Origin of the sequence: Herbidospora daliensis (assembly GCF_001570585.1) — a bacterium.
GTDB lineage: Bacteria > Actinomycetota > Actinomycetes > Streptosporangiales > Streptosporangiaceae > Herbidospora > Herbidospora daliensis.
Map to the genome: position 1 here is coordinate 1171164 of NZ_BBXF01000001.1, position 22667 is coordinate 1193830.

Annotated in this window: 16 protein-coding genes; 12 read left to right on the forward strand and 4 right to left on the reverse strand. The window is 73.1% G+C overall.

The genetic code is table 11. The features are described 5' to 3' along the window. Window positions 1-44: 44 nt before the first annotated feature. The 8 genes from AW274_RS04615 (at window position 45) to AW274_RS04650 (ending at window position 13027) form a co-directional block, all read left to right on the forward strand. Entirely contained in the window at window positions 45-365 is a 321-nt protein-coding gene (locus AW274_RS04615) for an acyl carrier protein (protein ID WP_198169008.1), read from the forward strand. Continuing rightward, entirely contained in the window at window positions 353-1591 is a 1239-nt protein-coding gene (locus AW274_RS04620) for a glycosyltransferase (RefSeq protein ID WP_157519761.1), read from the forward strand. The genes AW274_RS04615 and AW274_RS04620 overlap by 13 nt, the downstream gene beginning before the upstream one ends. Next, window positions 1588-4623 (forward strand): non-ribosomal peptide synthetase, encoded by a 3036-nt coding sequence (locus tag AW274_RS04625; RefSeq protein WP_062429622.1) that lies wholly within the window; start codon window positions 1588-1590, stop codon window positions 4621-4623. Before AW274_RS04620 ends, AW274_RS04625 begins: the two co-directional genes overlap by 4 nt. Before the next feature lie 66 nt (window positions 4624-4689). Next, window positions 4690-6960: a glycoside hydrolase family 3 C-terminal domain-containing protein gene (locus tag AW274_RS04630; RefSeq protein WP_232319974.1), complete on the forward strand. Its 2271-nt coding sequence runs from the start codon at window positions 4690-4692 to the stop codon at window positions 6958-6960. 114 nt (window positions 6961-7074) lie between these two features. Then, window positions 7075-7962 (forward strand): GNAT family N-acetyltransferase, encoded by an 888-nt coding sequence (locus AW274_RS04635; protein ID WP_062429626.1) that lies wholly within the window; start codon window positions 7075-7077, stop codon window positions 7960-7962. Window positions 7963-8062: 100 nt separating this feature from the next. After that, window positions 8063-9400: a DUF1996 domain-containing protein gene (locus tag AW274_RS04640; protein ID WP_198169009.1), complete on the forward strand. Its 1338-nt coding sequence runs from the start codon at window positions 8063-8065 to the stop codon at window positions 9398-9400. A gap of 130 nt (window positions 9401-9530) precedes the next feature. Further along, a complete protein-coding gene (locus AW274_RS04645; protein ID WP_062429628.1) occupies window positions 9531-11969 on the forward strand; it encodes a helix-turn-helix transcriptional regulator in 2439 nt (812 codons plus the stop codon). 35 nt (window positions 11970-12004) lie between these two features. Next, window positions 12005-13027 (forward strand): hypothetical protein, encoded by a 1023-nt coding sequence (locus tag AW274_RS04650; protein WP_062429630.1) that lies wholly within the window; start codon window positions 12005-12007, stop codon window positions 13025-13027. On the opposite strand, the gene AW274_RS04655 is transcribed toward AW274_RS04650, so the two are convergent. The 4 genes from AW274_RS04655 to AW274_RS04665 form a co-directional block, all read right to left on the reverse strand. Next, entirely contained in the window at window positions 13000-13707 is a 708-nt protein-coding gene (locus AW274_RS04655; RefSeq protein ID WP_062429632.1) for a lasso peptide biosynthesis B2 protein, read from the reverse strand. The two genes, AW274_RS04650 and AW274_RS04655, sit on opposite strands and share 28 nt — an antisense overlap. Continuing rightward, entirely contained in the window at window positions 13704-15581 is a 1878-nt protein-coding gene (locus tag AW274_RS42560) for an asparagine synthase-related protein (protein WP_062429634.1), read from the reverse strand. The genes AW274_RS04655 and AW274_RS42560 overlap by 4 nt, the downstream gene beginning before the upstream one ends. Window positions 15582-15669: 88 nt before the next feature. Beyond that, a complete protein-coding gene (locus AW274_RS40020) occupies window positions 15670-15813 on the reverse strand; it encodes a hypothetical protein (protein ID WP_157519762.1) in 144 nt (47 codons plus the stop codon). 61 nt (window positions 15814-15874) lie between these two features. Continuing rightward, complete coding sequence (locus tag AW274_RS04665) at window positions 15875-17002, reverse strand: ROK family transcriptional regulator (protein WP_157519763.1); 1128 nt, start codon at window positions 17000-17002, stop codon at window positions 15875-15877. A gap of 293 nt (window positions 17003-17295) precedes the next feature. Here AW274_RS04665 and AW274_RS04670 point away from each other — a divergent pair, with 293 nt between their 5' ends. The 4 genes from AW274_RS04670 (at window position 17296) to mtlA (ending at window position 22665) form a co-directional block, all read left to right on the forward strand. Further along, window positions 17296-19707, forward strand: a complete 2412-nt coding sequence (locus AW274_RS04670) for an ABC transporter substrate-binding protein (protein ID WP_062429638.1) — start codon at window positions 17296-17298, stop codon at window positions 19705-19707. A gap of 100 nt (window positions 19708-19807) precedes the next feature. Then, the gene (locus AW274_RS04675) at window positions 19808-20569 is read left to right on the forward strand and encodes a DeoR/GlpR family DNA-binding transcription regulator (RefSeq protein WP_062429640.1); all 762 of its coding nucleotides are present in this window, start codon (window positions 19808-19810) and stop codon (window positions 20567-20569) included. Next, on the forward strand, window positions 20566-21504 hold the full coding sequence (pfkB, locus tag AW274_RS04680; protein WP_062429642.1) for a 1-phosphofructokinase: 939 nt from the start codon (window positions 20566-20568) through the stop codon (window positions 21502-21504). The genes AW274_RS04675 and pfkB overlap by 4 nt, the downstream gene beginning before the upstream one ends. Window positions 21505-21561: 57 nt before the next feature. Further along, window positions 21562-22665 (forward strand): mannitol-specific PTS transporter subunit IIC, encoded by a 1104-nt coding sequence (gene mtlA / locus AW274_RS04685; RefSeq protein ID WP_062429644.1) that lies wholly within the window; start codon window positions 21562-21564, stop codon window positions 22663-22665. The last annotated feature ends 2 nt before the right edge of the window (window positions 22666-22667 follow it).

Genomic DNA, 22667 nt, shown 5'->3' on the forward strand with positions numbered 1-22667 from the left:
GCGCCGTGAATCTGCCCAGAAATCAGGCAAAGCACGGAGGAAAAGTGAACGTAGAGCGGGTCATGCGGCTCTGGAGCGACATCCTCGGCGTCCCGGTCACGTCCCCGGACGACGACTTCTTCGACCTCGGCGGTCAGTCGCTCTCGATGGTGCAGTTCCTGGCCCGGGTGGAGGGCGAGTTCGGCGTGGTGCTGCCGGTCGAGGTGCTGTTCGCGGGCGACCTGACCGCGTCCGGGGCGGCACGGGCCATCCAGGAGGTCCTCGACGAGGAGGGCGAGGACGTCGACGCGCTGCTCGCCGAGGTCGACGCCCTCCCGGCGGGCGACATCAAGGCGCTCCTGGGAGACCGCACGTGGCGCGAGTGATCATGTCCACGCACGGCAGCCATGGTGACGTGCTGCCGTTCGTGGCCCTCGGCCGGGCGCTGCGCGAGCGCGGCCACGAGGTCGAGCTCCTCACCCACGCCCCGTTCGGAGACCTGGCCGAACGGGCCGGCCTGGCGTTCACCGCGATCGACACGAAGGAGGCGTACGAGGCGAACCTGGCGGACACTCCCCCGCTGCTGGGCGCCGGCCTGCGGCGGTGGCGCGACTACTACGAGGCCAACGGCCTGTTCGAGCAGATCGCGTTCGAGGTCAGGCACACGATGGAACGATACGTTCCCGGCGAGACGATCCTGGTGGGGCGGCACACCACGGCCATCTCCACGCTGTTCGCGGCCGAGGCGCTCGACGCCCCGGCCGCCTGGGTCGCGGTGACGCCGATCCAGTACATGTCCGAGCGCGGCGTCGCGCACACCTACGCCCGGACCATGGCCGACCGCCTCGACGCGGTCCGCGAGGCCGTCGGGCTGCCGCCCGTCCGCGACTGGGCGGCGTGGTTCGCCTCGGCCACCCTCGACGTCGCGCTGTGGCCCTCGTGGTTCGACCAGGCGGGCACCCCCGCCCCCAAGCGGGTGCGGCTGACCGGCGCGCCGCTCGGCGACGCGGGCGGCGGCCACGACCTCCCGCCCGAAGCCGAGGAGCTGCTCGACCAGGACGCCGTGCTGGTCACCGGCGGGACCGGGCGGATGCTGCACCAGCGGTTCTACCAGGTCGCCGTCGAAGCCTGCCGGGCGGTCGGGCGGCCGGCGCTGCTGGCCGTACGGCACCGCGACCTGGTGCCCGAGACGCTGCCCGACGGCATGCGCTGGTTCCCCGGCCTGCCGTTCGACCGGGTCGTCCCGCGAGTCGGGGCGATCCTGCACCACGGCGGGATCGGCACCCTGATCAGGGCGGCCGCCTCCGGCACCCCGCAGGTCGTGCTGGCCCACGGGTTCGACCGGGCCGAGAACGGGGCCCGGGTCGCCGCCGCCGGGCTCGGGTCGTGGTTGCCCGAGCAGCGGTGGTCGCCCGAGGAGGCGGCGGCGCTGCTGAAGACCGCGCTGACCGGGCCGCGTGCCCGGGTGCCCGCCGACGGCGGGCTCGGCGCGGCGGCCGAGGCGATCGAAGGGCTGGCCGGAAGCTCGGCCCCCTACTCGGCCAGACATCTACTCACCCGGGACGAGCGCCTGACGCTCGCCCGCCGACTGCGTTCAGGAGAGACGGCATGACCCCGGCTCAGTTACGCGCCTGGTTCCTCCAGCAGTTCGACCCCGAGGACGCCGCCTTCAACCTGCACCGGGTCCGGCTGCTGACCGGGCCCCTCGACCCCGCCGCGCTCGAGAAGGCGCTGACGTCGCTGGCCCGGCGGCACGAGACGCTCCGCACCCGCTTCCCCGCCGTCGACGGGCGGCCGGTGCTGGTCGTCGAACCGGCCGCGCCGATCGAGGTCGAGTGGTTGCGGGCCGCCTCCGCCGAGGAGGCCGAGGCGCTCGTCGCCGCCCGCACCAACCGGCCGTTCGACCTGGTCGGCGACCTGCCGTTCCGGGTCTCCGTGGTCGGGCTCGGGCCCGAGAGCCACGTGCTGGTGGTGGTCGTCCACCACATCATCTGCGACGGCTGGTCGCTGGACGTCCTCATGGACGACCTGGCGGTCTTCTACGGCGGCGGCGAACCCGCGCCGCTGGAGATCACCGCCCGGGAGCACGCCGAGCAGACGCCGGAGATCGACCCGAAGGAGCTGGCGTACTGGCGGGAGCGCCTGGCGAACCCGCCGACGCTGGAGCTGCCCGCCGACCGGCCCCGCCCGGCCGAGCGGATCGGGCACGGCGACGAGATGGCGTTCCGGATCCCGGCGGAGCTGGTCACCCGGTTGTCTGAGGTGGCCCGCGCCTCGCGCTGCACGCTGTTCGCGCTGCTGCTGGCCGCCTACCAGGTGCTGCTGTCGCGGCACTCCGGCCAGGACGACGTGACCGTCGGCGTGCCCGACGGCGGGCGCGACACCGAGGAGACCCACGCCCTGGTGGCGGGCCTGTCGGGCATGCTGGTGCTGCGCGGCGACCTGTCGGGCGACCCGCCGTTCCAGAAGTTCCTGCGCGGCACGATGGCCGCCCTGCTCGGGGCGCTGTCGCGGCGGCGGGTGCCGTTCGAGCGGCTGGTCGAGGAGCTCGACATCGGCCGCGACCTCAGCGTCACGCCGTTCTACCAGACCACGCTCACCCTCCACCCGGGCGAGCTGGAGCGCGAGCAGCACTTCTCCGGGCTGACGGCGACCCCCTTCCCGCACGGCTGGAAGTGGGTGCGCTGCGACGTCGCGGTCGACGTGTTCCGGGCCGGCGACGACAGCGGCGACCTGGTGACGGTGGTCCGCTACGACACCGACCTGTTCAACGAGCCGACCATGACGGCCCTGTTCGAGCGCTTCCGCGTGCTGCTGCGCGGCATCGCCGACGACCCGTCCCTGCCGCTGTCGCGGCTGCCCCTGATGACGGCCGACGAGCGCGACCGGCTCGTCTCGGCCTGGAACGCCACCGGCCGGCCGATCCCGGCGCCGCTGCCCCGGCTGTTCGCCGAGCAGGTGGCCCGCACCCCCGACGCGATCGCCTTCTCCGACGGCGAGCACGTGCTGACCTACGCCGAGCTCGACCGGGCCGCGAGCCGGATCGCCGGGCGGCTCGGCGACCGGCGGGGCTCGGTCGTGGCGGTGTGCGTCGACCGGTCGGTGCGGGTGCTGCCCGCGCTGCTGGGCGTGATGCGGTCGGGGGCGGCCTACCTGCCGATCGACCCCGACAACCCGCCGGCCCGCATCCAGTACATGCTGGAGGACTCGGGCGCGGTGCTGGTGCTGGCCGACGAGGGGCCCGCGGAGCGCCTCCCGGCCGAGGTCGAGGTCGTCACGGTCAGCGAGGCGCTGGCGGCCGACCCGTCCGACGGCTTCCCGCCGGGGCCCGACGACCACGCGTACACCCTCTACACCTCGGGCTCCACCGGGCGGCCCAAGGGCGTGGTGATCCGGCACTCGGCGCTGGCGAACTTCCTGGCCGGCATGGCCGACCTGCTCGGGTCGGACCCCGGGCAGGTGTGGCTGGTGCTCTCGTCGGTGTCGTTCGACATCTCGGCGCTGGAGCTCTACCTGCCGCTGGTCGGCGGGGGCCGGGCCGTCATCGCCGGGCGCGACGTCGCGGTCGACGGCGCGGCGCAGATCAAGCTGATCGAGGACGCCGGCGTCACCCACATCCAGTCGACGCCGTCGGGCTGGCGGGTGCTGATCGAGGCCGGGTTCTCCGCCCCGGAGATCACCGGGCTGGTCGGCGGCGAGGCGCTGCCCGAGGAGCTGTCGCGCGAGCTGCGGCCGAGGCTCGGCCGCCTGGTCAACGTGTACGGCCCCACCGAGACCACCATCTGGTCGACGACCTGGGAGGTGCCGCCCGGCGGCGGGGAGCCCCGGATCGGGCGGCCGATCGCCAACACCACCTGCTACGTCGCCGACCGGGCGGGCGGCGTCGCGCCGACGTTCGTCGCCGGCGAGCTGCTGATCGGCGGGGCCGGGGTGGCCGACGGCTACCACGGCCGCCCGGAGCTGACCGCCGAGCGGTTCGTCGAGTTCGCGGGCGAGCGGGTCTACCGGACCGGCGACCGGGCCCGGTGGAACTTCGACGGGAACCTGGAGTTCCTCGGCCGCATGGACAACCAGGTCAAGGTGCGCGGGTTCCGCGTGGAGCCGGGCGAGGTCGAGGCGGCGATCCTCACCTGCCCGGGGGTCGACCAGGCGGCGGTGACGGCGCGGGGCGACATCCTCGTCGGCTACATCGTCGGCGACGCCGACCTCGGCGACCTGCGCGACCACCTGGAGAAGATCCTTCCGGCGTACATGATGCCGGCGCTCTGGACCCGCCTCGGATCCATGCCGATGACCATCAGCGGCAAGGTCGACCGCAAGGCGCTGCCCGATCCGGTCGCCGAGAGCGGCGCGGAGTTCGTCGAGCCGCGCACCGACGCCGAACGCCTGGTGGCCGACATCTGGCAGGAGGTCCTCGGCCTCGACCGGATCGGGGCGCTCGACGACTTCTTCGCCGTCGGCGGGCACTCCCTGATCGCGGTGCGGGTGGCCGCCCGGATCCGCGCGATCATCGACCTCGACGTGCCGATCAGGTATCTGTTCCTGCGCCGGACGGTCGAGGAGCTGGCCAGGACCATCGAGGACCTGCTGGCCGAGGAGCTCGACGAGCTGACCGACGAGGAGGCGGCCCGGCTGGTGGATTGACAGGGCCGGTCCCGGATCCCTTCAATGGAGAGCGCTCTCCAAACCCACTCAGACGCGGGGGGATCTGTGGACTTCGTCCGGCTGTTGTCCGGGTCGTCGGTATGGCGGACCGCTTCGGAGCCTCTTCTGGGGCTGCCCGAACTCGTCATGTCCGACGGCCCGGTCGGGGTGCGCGGCCCCGGCTGGGACGAGCGGCGCACCTCGCTCGTCCTGCCCTCCCCGACCGCGCTGGCGGCGACCTGGGACCTCGATCTCGTGCGCGAGCTCGGCGCCCTCCTCGGCGCCGAGGCCCGCCGCAAGGGGGTCGACGTGCTGCTGGCCCCCAACCTCAACCTGCACCGCTCCCCGCTCGGGGGCCGCCACTTCGAGTGCTTCTCCGAAGACCCGCTGCTGACCGGGCTGGCCGGGGCCGCCTACATCAGCGGGGTCCAGTCGCGCGGCGTCGCGGCGACGGCCAAGCACTACGTGGGCAACGAGGCCGAGACCGAGCGCATGACCTACGACTCGCTCATCGCCGCCCGCGTGCTGCGGGAGGTCTACCTCGCGCCGTTCGAGGCGGCGGTGGCGGCGGGGGTGTGGGTGGTGATGTCGGCGTACAACCAGGTCAACGGGGTTCCGATGGCCGAGAGCCCGCTGCTGCGCGAGCCGCTGAAGGACGAGTGGGGCTTCGACGGGGTGGTGGTCTCCGACTGGGGCGGCGTCCGGTCGACGGTCGCCTCCGCCCTGTCGGGCCAGGACCTGGCGATGCCGGGGCCGAACGACTTCTGGGGCGACCCCTTACGCGCGGCCGTCGACGACGGAACGGTTCCCGAGGAGGTCGTGCGCGACAAGGTCGCCCGCCTGCGGCGGCTGGCCGGCCGGGTCCGCGACCGGCCCTCGACGGTGTCGCCGTCCGACCCCGCCGAGCTGGCGCTGCTCCGGCGGGCGGTCGCCGACTCGTGCGTGCTGCTGAAGAACGACGGCGAGGTGCTGCCGCTGTCCACGCCGAAGATCGCGGTCATCGGCGCGCACGCGGCGCGGACCCGGATCCAGGGCGGCGGGAGCGGGGGCGTCTACCCCTCCTCGGTGGTGTCGATCCTCGACGGGCTGCGGGAGGTCGCGCCCGGCCTGGTGCACGTGCCCGGGGTCGACCTCCAGGCCGGGCCGTCGCCGGTCGACCGGGTGTGGGTCCGCATGCTCGGCGACGACGGCGAGGAGCTCTTCACCGAAGACCGGCGGACGGGGTGGCTCCCCGAGCCGTCGGTGGTCGAGGGCACCCGGACCGTCGAGGTCAGCTCCTTCCTGCGGCCGGAGGTCTCCGGGCACTGGCGGCTCTCCATGGCCGGGTGGGGGCGGCTGACCCTGAGCGTCGACGGGCGGCGGGTGCTCGACACGCACGTCCCGTGCGACAGCGACGACCCCGCCACGGTCCACCTGAAACCGCCGTTCCGGCACGCCGTCGTCTGGCTGGAGGAGGGCGTCGAGGTGCTCGTCCAGGGCACCCGCGCGATCGAGCCGCACACCGGCCGGGCGTGCGTGCTGGCCGCCGACCCGCCCGCCCTCGACGACGACGCGGCCATCCGGCAGGCCGTCGAGGCCGCCGCCGAGGCCGACGTCGCGATCGTCGTCGTCGGCACCACCGAGGAGATCGAGAGCGAGGCGCACGACCGGACCGGCCTCGGCCTCCCCGGCCGCCAGGACGACCTCGTCAAGGCCGTCGCCGCCGCCGCGACGACCGTCGTCGTGGTCAACTCGGGCGGGCCGGTCGCGATGCCGTGGCGCGACGAGGTCGACGCGCTGCTGCTCTGCTGGTTCCCCGGCCAGCAGGGCGGGCACGGCGTCGCCGACGTGCTGTCGGGCCGCCGCGAGCCGGGCGGCCGGCTGCCGACGACCTGGAGCGACGTGCCGCTGGTGGAGGCCGCGCCGGTGCACGGGCAGGTGATCTACGCCGAGGGGCTGAACGCCGGCCATCGCGGCTGGCTGACCGCCGACCGCTCGCCGGGCTACTGGTTCGGCCACGGCCTCGGCTACACGACGTGGTCCTACGAGGACCTCACGCCGACCGGCGACGGGGTCAGGGTCAGGGTGCGGAACACCGGCGAGCGGGCCGGCCGGGAGGTCGTGCAGGTCTACCTGTCGAGACCGGGGTCGGGCCGGCCGCCGCGCTGGCTGGCCGGGTTCGCCGTCGTACGGGCCGAGCCCGGCGAGGCGGTCGAGGCGACCGTGGCGCTGCCCCGCCGGGCCTTCCAGCACTGGGAGGCGGGCGGGTGGCGTACCGACGAAGGGGAGTTCGTCGTGCACGCCGGGCGCTCGGTGGTCGACCTGCGGCTGAAATGCGTTGCGTCGCCGTCGCCGTGACCGCTATCAATGGAGGCCGGAAGAAAGGAGGAATCGCCATGTACGCCAACATCACGCCCGGTTCCTCCCGTCAGGGCGAGGAGTGACCCGGGCGACCTTTCCCCAAGGAAGCCCATGCTGGAAGTCCGGCCCCTGAAAGGCCGTCACGAACTCGACCTGTTCCGCCGTTTCCCCTCGTCGCTCAACGCCGAGCTGGAATCCGACCTCGACACCGGCCGCCGCCGTCTCGACTGGTTGTGGCTGGCCCTCGACGACGGCGAGCCCGTCGCCCGCGCCGCCTGGTGGCGTCGCGACCCCGGCGAGCGACCGGCCGTCATGGACGTCTTCGACCTCGCCACCCCGGACGCCGGACGGGCGCTGCTCGACGCCGCCCTGCGCGAGGTGGTGACCGGCGCCCCGCCGCCGTTCCTGCGGTTCGTCCCGCCCGACTGGCGCGACCACGACACGACCTGGCTCGACGTGCTGCGGGAGGCGGGCGCGACCCCGCTGGTGGAGCGCCTGCGCCTCGAATGGCGGCCCGGCACGCCCATCGCCGCCACCGGCGCGCGGTTCCGCGAACCGGCCGGCCGGGAGGAACTGGTCGGCCTGATGGAACGGGTCGTCGAGGGCAGCCTCGACGTCCACACGAAAGCGGAACTGACCCGGATGAGCCCCCGGGAACAGGCCGAGGCCCAGTACGAGCACGAACTGGACCTCTACGACTCGCCCCGCGAATGGTGGCGGGTCGTGGTGGTCGGCGGCGCGCCCGCCGGTTTCGTCATCCCGGCCCGCAACCCCTACAACCCGATCATCGCCTACATCGGCGTCGTCCCGGAGCACCGGGGGAAGGGGCTGGTCGGCGAGCTGCTCGCCGAGGGCACCCGGATCCTGGCGGGAAACGGCGTTCCCAGGATCCGCGCCAGCACCGACGTCACCAACGTGCCGATGGCCCGCGCGTTCGCCCGCGCGGGCTACGTCACCATCGAGCACCAGGTCGACATGGTCTGGGAGCAGCCTGTGTGAACTGCGTGTTTCCGTCACGGTATTGACAAGGTGAGATGACACGGCCCACTCTCCTTTGGAGAGCGCTCTCCATCACCCCCCTTCTTGCCGAGGAGACGCCGTGCATCCACGAATACGCCTGAGCCTGATCGTCGCCACCATCGTGGCGACGATCACGGCCGGGCTGGCCGTCATCGCGCCCGCGATGGCCGCCGACGCCCTCATCTCCCAGAACCGGCCGGCCACCGCCTCGTCGAACGAGGGCGACGGCTACGCCGCCGGCGCCGCGTTCGACGGCAACACCGGCACCCGCTGGGCCAGCGCCTTCAGCGACCCCCAGTGGATCCAGGTCGACCTGGGCGGCAACGCCACGATCTCCCAGGTGGTCCTCCAGTGGGAGGGCGCCTACGGGAAGACGTTCAAGATCCAGACCTCCGCCAACGCGGGCGGGCCGTACACGGACGTCTACTCCACCACGACCGGCGCGGGCGGCACGCAGACGCTGAACGTCACCGGCTCGGGGCGCTACGTCCGCCTCTACGGCACCCAGCGCGGCACCGGCTACGGCTACTCGCTCTGGGAGTTCAAGGTCTACGGCACCGGCGGCTCCGGCCAGCAGCCGGTCCCGAGCCCGACGTTCACCGACCCGGTCACCCACCGCGAGTTCCAGGCCAACTGCTCGCTCACCCAGCACCGCCCCGACGACCCCATCGTCTACCCGAACCTGCCGGGCGCCTCCCACATGCACACGTTCGTCGGCAACACCACGACGAACGCGGCCAGCACGTCGGCGTCGCTGCTCAACGGCTCGACCTCGTGCACCAACCCGCACGACAAGTCGGCCTACTGGTTCCCGAGCTTCTACAAGGGCGACCAGCTGATCGCCCCGACCGGCCACCAGGTCATCTACTACAAGTCCGGCATCCACGAGTACTGGCGCGTGGTGCCCTTCCCGCAGGGCCTGCGCTTCGTCGTCGGCAGCCCGACCGCCACGCTCGCCGAGTTCCGCGACTCCCCCGGCCGGGTCGAGGGCTTCGAGTGCGGCAACCTGTCCTTCCAGTGGGACATCCCGGCCAACTGCCCGGCGGGCAGCCAGGTCAACGTGCGTTACCAGGCCCCGAGCTGCTGGGACGGGGTGAACCTCGACAGCGCCAACCACAAGAGCCACATGGCCTACCCGGTCGGCGGCTACTGCCCGTCGTCCCACCCGGTGGCGGTGCCGATGCTCGAATTCAAGATCGCCTTCCCGGCGAGCGGAGACCTGTCGAACGCCAGGTTGTCGAGTGGCCGCGGCTACTCGTGGCACTACGACTTCTTCAACGCCTGGGACAACCCGGCGATCCTGGCCGCGCTGGTCCGCCACTGCATCAACGGCGGCCTCCAGTGCAACCCGCGCGGCTACGACCTCTACAAACCCCATCGAGGGGCGGCGCTGACGGAGAACTTCGAACTCCCGTGACGCGCCGCTGACCAGCTCCCGGCCCGGCGCGGCCGGGAGCCCGTGAAAGATTCAAAAGCCAAGAGCCTCTTTTCTGTACGGCTGCCGCCAACCTTGGGCGAAGTCGGCGCAGGCGCGTTGAATAGCCGGAATGCAGGAGGTTTTCGTCGGCCGCGAATGCGAGCTGACCTGGCTCGCCACCACCCGGGCGCATGTGGTGGGGATCGACGGCGAACCGGGCATCGGCAAGACGGCGCTGGCCCGCCGTTTCACCGCGAGCCAGGACCGCCCGGTCTTCTGGGCCGCCGCCGACGAACACGAACCGGAACTGGCCTGGGAGGGCCCCGAACCGGTGTTCCGCGACTGCGTCGTGGTGCTCGACGACGCCCACTGGGCCGACCGCGACCAGCTCGGCGCGCTGCGCCTGGCCGTCCGGCGGCGGCCCGACGTGTTCGTCGTGGTCGTCGGTGACCTCGAAGCCCTGGGCGACGGCTGGCGCCGCCTGATGACCGAACGGGTCACCCTATCCGGCCTGCCCGCCGCCGACCTGATCCGGCTGGCCGCCCTGTGCGGGCACCCGGAGCTGTCGGCCGCCGGGGCGGCCCGCCTGCACGAGCACACCGGCGGCCACCCCCTGCACGCCCGCCACCTGCTCGACGAGCTCGACCCGCACACCCTGGCCTACGGCGCCGGGCCGCTGCCCGCGCCCCGCTCGGTCGTCACGGCCGTGCGCGACCGCCTGCGGAGATGCGCGCCCGAGGTCAGGGCCCTGCTGGAGGCCGGTTCCGTGGAGGGGCGGCGCTGGCCCGCCGACTCCGACGCGGCGGTGGCGACCGGCCTGGTCAGGCGGACCGGCAAGGGGCTGGAGTTCACCAGCGCGCTGGTCCGCAGCGTGCTCTACCACGACATCCCCGAACCCCGCCGCCGGACCCTGCACGCCCGGCACGACTCGCTCCGGCACCGCATCGCCGCCGCCGGCGGCACGCCCGACGAGGCGCTGGCCGCTGACATCGCCCGAGAGGCGACGCGGTTGCAGCGCGACTCCCGCACCCAGGAGGCGGCGGTCCTGCTGGCCCAGTCGCTCCCGCTGACCGGCGACCGCGACCTGCGGCTGGCCGCGCTGGAGGCCATGCTGGTGGCCGGCGACCTGGCCCGCACCCTGCCCTTCCGCGGCTGGCTGGCCGCCGACCGGGGCAGGCGGGGCCGCTACGTGCACGGCTACCAGACGCTGCTGATGGGCCAGGTCGCCGAGGCGCGGTCGCTGCTGCTGCGGGCGCTCGACCTGCCGCCGGAGGAGGGCCCGGCCGACCTCGACGCCCGGATCGCCAGCCAGCTGGCCGTCATCGGCGTCGTCACCGTCTCCGACCACGACATGATCACCTACGGGGCGCGGGCGGTCGCGGGCGCGCGCGAACCGTGGGTGGCCGCGTTCGCCTGGTTCGCCCGCGCGCTCGGCCTGGCCGTCGCCGGACGCGCTGGCGAGGCGCTGGAGCTGCTCACCTCCGCCGACACCCCCGGCGCGCCCGCCGGACTCGACGGCCTGGTGGCCCGCGGCATGATCCGCCTGTGGCGCGGCGACCTCGACGGCTCGTGCGCCGACCTGCGGCTGGCCGTGCACCGCGCCGCCGAGGGCGAGCCGCTGCGGGTCGGGCAGGCGCTCGGCTTCCTCGGCGAGGCGCTCTACCGGCGCGGCGAACTGGCCGAGGCGGTGCTGCACACCGAACTCGCCGTCGCCGACGCCCAGGACAACGAGCGCGTCTGGGACTACGCCATGCTGCACGCCCAGGCCGCCTACCCGCTGGCCGCGATGGGCGAGTGGGCCCGCGCGGGCGCGCACGCCGAGGAGTCGGCCCGCTGGGCCCGCGCCACCGGCATCCCCGCCGCCCGCGTCTACGCCGCCGCCGCGGCCATCGCCATCGCGCGGGCCCGCGACGACCCGTCGTGGGCGCTGGCCGCGTCGACCGACCTGGCCGGGATCTATCCGGCCGGCGAACCGGGCACCCACCTGCTCGGCGCGGTCCGGGAGGAGGCCCTCGCGCAACTGGGCCGGGCGGGCGATCTGGGCGACGTCCCCGATTTCCCGGACGGCCTGGGCGCCTCCCGGGCCCGCGGGCTGATCGCGACGGCACGCGGCGAACACGAGCGGGCCCTGGCCTGTTTCGCCGAGGCCCGCGCCCACGCCGCGCCGTTCCCGCTGGAGCGCGCGTTCGTCGACCTCCTCACGGCCCGCTGCCACCTGCTCCGGGGCCGGGCGAAGGCGGGCGAGCGGGCGCTGCGGGCGGCGTACCGGGAGTTCGAGCGCATCGGCGCCCGCGCCTACCAGGACCTGACCCGCGCCGCCGCCCGCGAGGCGGGCCTCGTCGTCGACGGCCCCGCGCGCCCCTTCGACGACCTCACCCCGGCGGAACGCGCCGTCGCCGGGCTGGCCTGCGACGGCCTGACCAACCGGGAGATCGCCGACCGGCTCGTGGTCAGCGTGAAGACGGTCGAGTTCCACCTCGGGCACGTCTTCCGGCGGCTCGACATCTCCTCGCGGCGGGAACTGCGCGAGCTGGGGTCGACGGCCGGAATTCCCGGGGTCGCACCCTGAAGCGCGCGGCCCGCGCCCCCGCCTACCCTCGCGCCATGCCGCTGCGCAAAGCGCTCATCCTGACACTGACGACGGCGCTGGTCCTGACCCCGTCGACGGCCGGCGCCCACCCGAAACCCACCAACGGCTTCGCGCCGTGGGGCCCGTGGAACCAGAAGCTCCCCCGCAACGTGCCGCTGGCCCCGAACTCGCAGGCCATCGTCGACAACATCAAACTCGACAAGGAACAGAACTACGGCAGCTGGGCGATCAACACCGACGAGTACTCCGCGCCCATCTACTCCGTCGGCCGGCACACCCCCCGCAAACAGTGGCGTTTCTCCGACTGCCTCGGCCTCCCCCACCTGGCCCCGGTCATCGCCGACTCGCTGCGCTCGGTCCCCACGCCGGCCGACCTGATCGTCTCGAAGGGCACCGACGCCTCCGTGGCGATCTACCAGCCCTCCACCGACACGTACTGGGACTTCTGGCGCGCCGAGAAGGACGCCCTGGGGAACTGGTCGGCCTGCTGGGGCGGCAAGATCGACAACTATTCGCGGAACCCCGGCATCTTCGACAACCCCCTCGGCGCGACCGCGACGGGCCTCCCGTTCGGCGCGTTCACGATCCGCATCGAGGAACTCAAGCGGGGCCGCATCGACCACGCGCTGAACATCGTGACGGTCCGGACGAGGGCGAACTGCAACAGCTGGCCCGCCACCCGCAACGACGGCTTCGTCGAAGGCGCCGACATCCCCTGCGAGGGCCAGCGCTTCCGCCTCGACCCCGCCTTCGACGTCTCGACCCTGACCTCCCCCGCCGCCCGCACCATCGCGCGGGCGATGCAGGAATACGGCCTGATCATGACCGACAAGGGCGGCGCACTGGTGACGTACGCCGAAGACCCCCGGCCGTACATGGCCCGCAACGGCGGCGTCGACCCGTACTTCGAGCTCTTCGACCCCGACCACCTGGTGGAACCGGACGGCCCGGAGAAGTACTTCGTCCTGTCGGAGATCCCGGTCGAACGCCTCCAGGCGCTGCCGATGGACTACGGCAAGGGCCGCAGCCGGTGGTAGGACGGTTCGTCGCCGGTGGTGATGGCTTCTCCGTCGGCCTCGATCCAGGCGTGGAAGGTGTACGGGTCGGGCAGCACGCCGAAGCACCAGTCGGCCCGGCGTCCTCGCGACCCCGCCCACAACACCGTCGCCAACGAGATCTGCAGGCAGGCCGCCCGGCCGGGGAACCACCCGGCGGCGCGGGAGACGTCGGCGGCCATCCGGCGGGCGGTCGCCGGATCGAGGGCCGGCCGGTTGCGCCCCGCCCGTAGGGCGAGCCGGTGGGCGACCTTGAACGGGAAGACCAGCAACACCGCCGCCAACATGAGGAAGACGGCCGCCCGGGCTCCCGGGCGGCCCGGGGGCCCGGCCGCCATCGGCACGTCGACCGCCTGCGCCCGTCCCGGCCCGGCCGGGACGTCGCCGGGGGCGGTGACGATCTCGTCCAGCGGGCTCAGGCCGCCCGGCACCAGGCCGACCTGGTGGAGGTCGTCGAGCAGGGCGTCGACGTCGGCGCGCAGCCGCTCGCCCGGGACGGCCGGATAGCGGGAGGCCAGGGCGCTGACCGCGTCGTCGCGGGTGCCGCCCGAGCTGAGCACGCTCCAGGTCACCATGCCGGGCGGGTTCAGCACATGGCACTCGCCCGTGCGGACGTCGACCAGGACGAGACCCCGCTCATCGTCGGCCAGTTGGTAGATCATCTCCGCAGCCACACCTCCAGGGCGACCAGCCGCCCGAGCGCGCTCAGGGGGACCGGCGCCCCGGCGTTCAACCGGGTCAGGGTGGTTCTGACGGCGTCCGGGTCGACCACCCCGAGGTCGGCCAGCCGGGAGTCGTCCAGCAGAGCGGTGATCTGACGGCGGGCCGCGCGGGCGCCCGCGTACTCCTCGGCCTGGTAGGCGCCCTTGGTCCGCCGCCCCAGAACGCTCTCGGGCACCAGCCCGGCAAGGGCGTCGGCCAGCAGCGGCTTGGCCCTGGACGGGTCGGGAACGGGTTCGGGCCCGTCGAGCACGGCGGCGATAACCGCGTCGTCCAGGTAGGGGGCGTGCACCGCCACCCCGAGGCGGTCGCCGAGCGTGCGGAGAAAACGCTGCGCGTCGGCCGCCGACCGCAACGACGCGAGCGTCGCATGCCGAGCCGGGGTCACCCCAGCCGGGAGCTTCCGAGCCGTCGACGGGTCGGCGGCCACATCGGCCAGCTCGCGCCTGATCCGCGGCGTCAGCCATCCGGCGGCCTCACCCGCCACACTCCACCAGCCGATGGCATCGGCAGGAGCCGTCCCCGGGCCGGAGGGCCGAACCAGAGACCGGGCCAGCGCACGGAGCGCCCGGCCATGAGAGGTGGCGGCCAGCCGAGCCGCCCGCACCGCCAGCTCGACCGCCGACGCCTGCCGCAACCGGCTCAACCTGGCACTATGGCTCACCCATCTCCGCAGGTCCCCCTGCCTGAACAGAGTGGCGAGATAGGAGGGCGACGGCTGGAACAGCGCGTCGGCGCCTTCCCCGGTGAGATGAACCCTCGACCCGCTCCGACGAGCCCAGTCGAGCCGCAACGCCGCCCGCCGATACGCCAGCATGCCTGGCGCCGGCCAGTCGAGCCGAGGCATCGCCAGCCCGAGAACCAGGCCACCCCGCTGATGCTCCATCGCGCTCACCCCGGCCGACCCACTCGAACCGGGCCACTCAAGTCCCATCGCCCTCCCGGCCAGGCCACCCGGAGCAGGCCAAGCGGTTCCCAAAGCACTCAAGTCGCCCGCGCCACCCGAAACGGACTTCGCGCTTCCCAACGCATTCGCCTCAGCCGGGTCATTCGAAGCGTGCCCCGTGAATTCCAAAGCGCTCGCCCCAGCGAGACCACCCGCATCCCGGCCGGTTCCCGTCGCCGGCAGCGCATGCCCCCGCAGGCCAAGACCAGGCAGGTCGAACCGGTAAGGGAGGGTGTCCCGGTCTCCGGTGACCACGTTCAGGCGGATGCGGTCGTTCAGGCCCGCCGCCAGCTGGGCCGCGGCCAGGTCGGCCGCTGGGAGCTCCTCGTGGTGGTAGACGACCGCGTCGACCGGGCCCCCGGCGGCGGCGAGGAAGGCCAGGGAGGTCGAGTCGATGCCGCCGCTGAAGTCGGCGGTCACTCCCGGGCCGCGCCGGGCGACCGCTTCCGTCAGCGCTTCGCGCAGCGGGCGCACGGGGCCGTGATGGGCATTTTCGTATCGCCCGACATCGGTGTAGAAGGAACGGCCCATTGTCAGCGGGAGCACATTCGGGCACACGATCTGAATCGCCGCCGAGAGCGGGTCGGGGGTGCGGGAATGGAGTGCGGCCAGGAGGGTGGCGTGATGGGCGATGAGAGTCTCGTGGCCGCGTACGGAGATATGGAAAGGGAATTGACCCGCGCGGTCGGTGTGCAGCTCGACCCCGGCGGCGGTGGCGATCACGCAGGAATAGGCGCCGGGCAGCTCGCGGATCGGGGCGGTCCGCAGTTCCCGCTCGGTGGCCGTCAGGTGGCCGAGGAAGACGGCCAGGGCGCCGTCGCGGTCGACGGCTCTGACCAGGGACGGCGGGGGTGATCCGTAGAGTCTCACCGCCTCGGCGCCGGGGCGGACCGGCTGCCCGGGGAGCCCGGAGCCGCCGTCTGGGCGGCCGTCGACCAGTCTGATCAGAATTCCGAAATCACCAGTAATAGTCGGAATTCGCGTCGGCGTTTCCGCTGCTGGAGTTCCCGCCGAATAGATCGGTGACCCGGCCGAGGCGGATGAGGGTGGGCGGTTCATAGTCGGGCTCCGGCGAAGGCAGTTCGGGCCCCTCTGCTGACATGAATGACCACCTGTGCCTGTGAAGTGGGATACGGAAGAGACCAGAGTGACTCTACCGAGAGTCAGCGGAGATGGCCGATGAGCCCGAGAATCAGCGCCCCGTGGGCGGCGGCGTCCGGTTGGGCGAACCGGAGTTCCATGTGGCGGGTCCACGCCGAGCGGCGGAGCTCCTGTTCGCACTCCGACGCGACCAGCCGCAGGCCGGGGGCGAGCGGGCCGCCGAGCACGACCGCCTGGGTCTCCAGGGTGACGGCGCTCTCGCGCAGGGCGCGGGCCAGCCGTTTCGCGGCGGCGGTGAGGGCCCAGCGGCAGTCGGGGTCGCCCGCGCGGGCACGGGCGACGAGGGCGTCGATCGACGTGGGCGGGTCCTCCCCTCGGGCCCGGAGGCTCACGTACACCCCCTCCAACACCGCCGGCACGCTGATGTAACGTTCCAAACATCCCCTTTTGCCACACCAGCAGTCGAGGCCGCCGGGCTCGGCCGCGTGGTGGCCCACGCTTCCGGCGCGGCCGAGCGCGCCGCGCACCATGCGCGGGCCGACGACCAGCCCGCCGAGCACGTGTTCGGCGATCTCGACGTAGAGCAGCGTCTCGTACGGATGGTGGTAGGTCTGCTCGTTCAGCGCGCCGAGCCGCGCGTCGGCGTCCACGACGACCTTGACCTCGCCGAACCGGGCCGCGAGCCGCCGGTGCAGGTCGGGCGCGGCGAACCAGGGCGACGGGGGCGAGGGCGACAGGTCGCGCGGGTCGACCGGCCACGGCACGGCCAGCCCGACCGTCGCCAGGTCGGCCGGGCCGCGCCCGATCGAGGCGGCGAGCCCGGCCACGGCGTCGGCCGTCGCGTCGATCCAGGCGTCGCCGTCGCGCAGGCCCCGTCCGAGCGTGACGAGCCGCACCTGCTCACGCGGCCAGTGGGGCAGCCGGGCGGCCACGGTGACGTGGCGGGCGCCGACCTGGACGCCGACGGCGACCCCGGTCACCGGCCGCAGCGCGACGGCCTCCTTCTTGCCGCCCTGGGCGATGCCGTCGTCGAGCAGCCGCTGCACCGCCGTGCTGACCGACGCGATCGACAGGCCGGTGCGCCTGGCGAGCTCGGTGCGCATGCCGGAACGGCACATCAGCGCCCTGATGACCTGGAGCACGCTGTCGCTCCTGGCCTCCGGGTCGAGTAGGTCACGTGTCTCGTGCACGGGCACCCCGCCGCCGAATTCGAATTACGAGTCGTGCCGCCTCGATCGTGACACAGCGAGTTCAGCCCGAAAAGCGATCACACGGTGACATGTCGCCACATCACGGCCTACTTGAGGAGACGCTCGTGGTGACCACTGAAATTTGAAATTCCGTGATATCGATGGCCGATCCCCTGCGACGCACAGTAGGTTCCCGGTTACATTGCGCGTGCGACTAGGTGGGGAATGTCGTGCAGAATCCCTTTTGGGCGCCGGAAAACGGGCCGCTTCCGCGCGGCGTTCATCTCCTGGCCATGCAGCTCGACGCGGTCATCGCCACCCGGCCGCGCCGGTCGATGCCGCCCGCGCTGCTGCTCGGCGGTCCGGCCGCCGGGGCGATCGTAGCCGGTTACCGCGAGCGGCTGGTCGACCGGCGGCTCGGGCGGCGGAACGTCAGCCTGGTCCCCCACGCGCTGCTCACCGACGAGGTGGCCGGCGCGCCGGAGCCGCACGTGCGGATCGTGCTCGACCTGGCCGACCGTTTGCACGAGACGATGCCGCAGGGCAGCGGCGCCCTGCGGCTGCCGTTGTTGCGGACCTGCGAGGCCGTGCTGGGCGCGCCCGCGACCGGCGGCGACCCGGCGGCCCGGCGCAGGGCGCTGCGCGACCGGCTCTACGAGGAGCTGACCCTCCGGCGTCCGTGGCTCGGTCACGCGCAGCGGGCCGCTTCGCACACCGGGCAGGGCGTCTCGCTCGCCGCCGTCGCGCAGGCCGTGCTGCAGGTGTTCGTCGTGGTGTTCCCCCGCTGGGTGTACGGCCTCTGGTTGTCGCGGCGGTCGATGCACTGGGCCGGGGAACTCCTGGAGGCCCCCGACCGCCGGTTCCCGCACGCCGCGCTGGAGCTCACCGAGGGCGGCGGGCTGCGCGGCAACACGGCGCTGGTCCAGGAGCTGCTGGTGACCGCGCTGCTGCGGGACCTCGACCAGGCCGCGCGGCCGTCGCGGTTCTGGGTCCACCGGGCGCGGCGGCGCTGGTCGTTCGTGGTGCTGCTCGGCACGGTCGGGGGCGCCGACTCGCCGTGCAAGGTGCTGCTCGACACCTTCGAGCGGGCCGCGTCCAAGGGAGCGCAGGCGCCGCTCCTGGTGCTGGGCGCGCTCACCGCCGAACCGCCGTCGGTCGCGGCCGCGCTCACGGCGGCCGACGTCGCCGAGCTCTACCACCGTCCCGGCCGGCGCGTGTACGCCCTCCCGCTGCCCGAAGAGGAGGACGACGGCGCCGCCCGGCAGTGGTTCGAGACCAACCTCCGGGTCCACCCCCGGCCCGCCGCCCGAGCCGACTACGTGCGCGCGACCGCCCCGGTGGCCGCGCTGCTGCTGGTGGCGGCCGCGGTGCCGGTCTACGTGTGGGGTCCCGGCGGGTGCCGGGCCGTCGAGGGCGGGGAGGTCGTCGGCGTCACCGACGGCGCCGAGTGCAGCCTCGCCCCGCCCGGCCCCGAAGGCGACCAACTGCGGGAGCTGGAGCGGCTGGCGGCGGCCCACAACGCGGCGGTCGACCTGAGCGAGCCCCACCGGACCACGGTCTTCTTCGCCCCCGTCACGGTCCGGGACGGTTCGGGCAACACCACGCTGAACGGCGTCCAGAGCCTGCGCGGGGTGCTGGTCGCGCTGGCCGAGGTCAACGCGAGCCCCGGCGTGAACCACATGCGCCAGCGCATTCTCATCGCCAACCCGGGCGACGCGTTCGCCCACGGGACCGAGGTCGCCCGGATGATCCTCGAACGGGCGGCCCGCGACCGAATCTCCGCCGTGGTGGGCGTCACGCAGAGCCGCCCGGCCGCGCTCGAAGCCGTGGCGACGCTCAGCGACGGCAAGATCCCGGTGATCGGGAGCTCCGTCACGGGCAGCGCGATGGTGGAGGGCCCGGGCGCGCCGACCCGCTACGTCCAGGTGTCGCCGTCGAACGGCCAGGTCTCCGCGATCACGGCGGAGTTCGTCCGGTCCCGGAAGGCCACCACGCTGATCCTCGTCGCCCACCCCGACGACGAGGTGTTCAGCGTCGACCTGGCCGACAAGGTGGCGGCCCGCTTCACGGCCGCCCGCACGGTCCGCGTCGACTACTCCGAGTTCGGCCAGGACCACACCGCCGACGACGCGGCCCGGCGCATCTGCGCGCGGGCCGTCCAAGCCGGCGCCTTCGTCGTGTACGCGGGCCGTTCGGCCCGGTTGATGGAGCTGCTGAACGCCATGCGCGGCCGGTCGGGCTGCACCCGCGCCGACGGCGGCCGCTTCGGCTTCCTGGCCGAGGCCATGCCGAGCGAGTACCTCGACGACCCGGCCCGGCTCACCACCGGCTACCCGTTCGCGGAGTTCTCCCGCATCTCGTTCTCGCCCGACGTGGACCGGCCGAGGCCGCACCACTTCGTCCGGAGCTTCCCTGCCTACTTCGCCTCCCGTGGCCTGCCCGCCCACGTCCCGAACAGCGACGCCGCGGGCGCCTACGACGCGGTGATGGTCGCCGCCAAGGCCACCGACGGCGCGTTCGCCGACGAGGCGCCCGACGAGGACTTCCCCGCCAACGCCGTCTACACCTGGCTGATGGAACCGGGTGTACGGGACCTGAACGGCGCGACCGGCGGCATCACGCTGAACCGCGAGAACCGCTACCCCGCCCACCGGACCCTGTACGTCCTGGGCCCGCATCCCTTCGAGTACGACGTCCACCCCTGAGGCGTTTGCTTGGTTTCGTATTGGTTTCAGCTCTTGACCGTCCAGGTAAAACGGGTGTAATCACAGATAAAACAACACACCCAAGGACGAAACCAACATCATGTACGCCGAGGAGCGACAGCAGGAGATCCTGCGCCGGGCCCGCGCCGCCGGTCGGGTCGACGTGGTGACCCTGGCCGAGGAGTTCGCCGTCACCACCGAGACCGTGCGCCGTGACCTGACCGTCCTCGAGAAGGCCGGGGTGCTGCGGCGGGTGCACGGCGGGGCCATCCCCGTCGAGCGGCTCGGGTTCGAGCCCGCGCTGGCGGCGCGTGACGAGGTCATGACGTCCGAAAAGGAACGCATCGCCAAGGCCGCCATCGCCGAGCTGCCGCAGGACGGCGCGATCATCATCGACGCCGGGTCGACGACCCGGCGGCTGGCCCAGGAACTGCCCGCCGACCGCGAGCTGACGGTCATCGTGAACTCGCCGCCGCTGGCCACCATCCTGGCCGCGCGGGCCAGCCTGAACGTGATCATGCTCGGCGGCCGGGTACGCGGCCGCACCCTCGCCACCGTCGATGACTGGGCGCTGCGGCCGCTGGCCGACATCCACGTCGACGTGGCGTTCATGGGCACCAACGGCATCTCCGTGGCCAAGGGCCTGACCACGCCCGACCCGGCCGAGGCCGCGATCAAGCGCGCGATGATCGCCTCCGCGCAGCGCAGCGTGCTGCTGGCCGACCACACCAAGTTCAGCGACACCTTCCTGGCCCGCTTCGCGACCCTGGCCGAGATCGACGTCGTGATCACCGACACCGTCCTGGACGCCCAGGTGGCCGCCGACCTGGCGCTGCACGGCCCGGAGGTGGTCCGCGCATGATCCTGACGCTGACCCTGAACCCCAGCCTCGACCGCACCGTCGACATACCGTCGCTGGCGCGCGGCGAGGTCATCCGGGCCGCCGCCGCCCACCTCGACCCCGGCGGCAAGGGCGTCAACGTCTCCCGCGCCCTGCTCGCCAACCACGTGCGCTCGTGCGCCGTGGTGCCCTACGGCGGCGAGGAGGGCCGGCGGCTCATCGAGCTGCTCGACCTCGAGGGCATCGACATGATCATGGTCCCGGTCGCCGGGACCACCCGTTCCAACATCACCCTCGCCGAACCCGACGGCACCGTCACGAAGGTCAACGAGCCCGGCGCCACGCTCACCGCGCGTGAGCTGGAGGAGATCGCCACCGCCGTCCTGGGCGCCGCGCACAGCGCGGACTGGGTGGTCGCCTCGGGCAGCCTGCCGCCCGAGGTCCCATCCGATGTGTACGCCACCCTCTGCCGCCGCTTCCGGCAGGCGGGCATCAACGTGGCCGTCGACACGAGTGGCCCGGCCCTGCTGGCCGCCGTGCAGGCCGGGCCCCGGCTGGTCAAGCCCAACCGCGAGGAGCTCGCCGAGGCCACCGGCTCCCCCATCGACACGGTCGGCGACGCCCTGGAGGCCGCCGCGAAACTGCGCGCGATGGGCGCGGAGACCGTACTGGCGAGCCTCGGACGTGACGGCGCCCTGCTGGTCGACGACGGAACCGTGTGGCACGGCGAGTGCGCGGCGGAGGAGCCGCGCAGCTCCGTCGGGGCCGGCGACGCATTACTGGCCGGGTTCCTCGCCGCCGGCGCCCGTGGGAAGGCGGCCCTCGTCGAGGGGCTGGCCTGGGCGACCGCGGCGGTGCAGCTGCCGGGCAGCCGCATGCCGGGGCCCGGCGACATCAGACGTGATCGGGTGACCGTCAGCGAACCCGATCCCACGCGGCCGCTTTCGGGGGGCTGATCGCGGCCTGAAGACTCCCCCCTTTCCACCCCCCGAGCTCCCCGGAAAGGAGCACACATGACCACCGACTACACCCCGCCCGTCCAGGGCACCGGGATAAAGGCCACGATCCAGAGGTTCGGCGGCTATCTGGCCGGGATGATCATGCCGAACATCGGCGCGTTCATCGCGTGGGGCCTGATCACGGCCCTGTTCATCCCGACCGGCTGGATCCCGAACGAGATGTTCGCCGGCCTGGTCGGACCGATGATCACGGTGCTGCTGCCGGTCCTGATCGGCTACACCGGCGGCCGCATGGTCCACGGCCAGCGCGGCGCCGTGGTCGGCGCGGTCGCCACGATGGGCGTCGTGGTCGGCGCCGACGTGCCGATGTTCCTCGGCGCGATGATCGTCGGACCGCTGGCCGCGTTCCTGCTGAAGCTGTTCGACAACGCGGTCAAGGACCGCATCAAAGCCGGCTTCGAGATGCTCGTCGACAACTTCTCGGCGGGCATCATCGGCGGCGCGGTCGCGCTGCTGGGCGTGTGGGGCATCGGCCCGATCATCGAGGCCGTCACCAAGGTCGCCGGCGACGCCGCCAACTGGCTCGTCACCGCCAAGGTGCTCCCGCTGGCCTCGATCGTCATCGAGCCCGCCAAGGTGCTGTTCCTGAACAACGCCATCAACCACGGCGTGCTCACCCCGCTCGGCGCCGCCGACGTCGCCGAGGCCGGCAAGTCGATCCTGTTCATGCTGGAGACCAACCCGGGGCCGGGTCTGGGCCTGCTGCTGGCGTACTTCTTCTTCGGCCCGCGCGCCCTGCGGCCGAGCGCCCCGGCGGCCATCATCATCCACTTCTTCGGCGGCATCCACGAGATCTACTTCCCGTACGTGCTGATGAAGCCCCGCCTGATCCTCGCCATGATCGCCGGTGGCGCCTCCGGCATCCTGGTCTTCATCGCGACGGGTTCGGGCCTGGTGGCCTCCCCCGCGCCGGGAAGCATCTTCGCCTATCTGGCCGTTACCCCGGCGGGCGGCTACTTCGGCGTGCTCGCGGGCATCCTCGTCGCCACCGGCGTCACCTTCGTGGTCGCCTCGGCGCTCCTCGGCTTCGGCCGGGGCGAGAAGGAGGCCCCGGCGGAGGAGACCGAGCAGCCCACCACCACTCCCCAGGAGGCGTGATC

Coding starts and splice junctions, on each gene's coding strand:
- AW274_RS04625 (WP_062429622.1), top strand. CDS start 1,588: ATGACCCCGGCTCAGTTACGCGCCTGGTTCCTCCAGCAGTTCGACCCC.
- AW274_RS04675 (WP_062429640.1), top strand. CDS start 19,808: ATGTACGCCGAGGAGCGACAGCAGGAGATCCTGCGCCGGGCCCGCGCC.
- AW274_RS04670 (WP_062429638.1), top strand. CDS start 17,296: ATGCAGCTCGACGCGGTCATCGCCACCCGGCCGCGCCGGTCGATGCCG.
- pfkB (WP_062429642.1), top strand. CDS start 20,566: ATGATCCTGACGCTGACCCTGAACCCCAGCCTCGACCGCACCGTCGAC.
- AW274_RS40020 (WP_157519762.1), bottom strand. CDS start 15,813: ATGTCAGCAGAGGGGCCCGAACTGCCTTCGCCGGAGCCCGACTATGAA.
- mtlA (WP_062429644.1), top strand. CDS start 21,562: ATGACCACCGACTACACCCCGCCCGTCCAGGGCACCGGGATAAAGGCC.
- AW274_RS04645 (WP_062429628.1), top strand. CDS start 9,531: ATGCAGGAGGTTTTCGTCGGCCGCGAATGCGAGCTGACCTGGCTCGCC.
- AW274_RS04650 (WP_062429630.1), top strand. CDS start 12,005: ATGCCGCTGCGCAAAGCGCTCATCCTGACACTGACGACGGCGCTGGTC.
- AW274_RS04635 (WP_062429626.1), top strand. CDS start 7,075: ATGCTGGAAGTCCGGCCCCTGAAAGGCCGTCACGAACTCGACCTGTTC.
- AW274_RS04655 (WP_062429632.1), bottom strand. CDS start 13,707: ATGATCTACCAACTGGCCGACGATGAGCGGGGTCTCGTCCTGGTCGAC.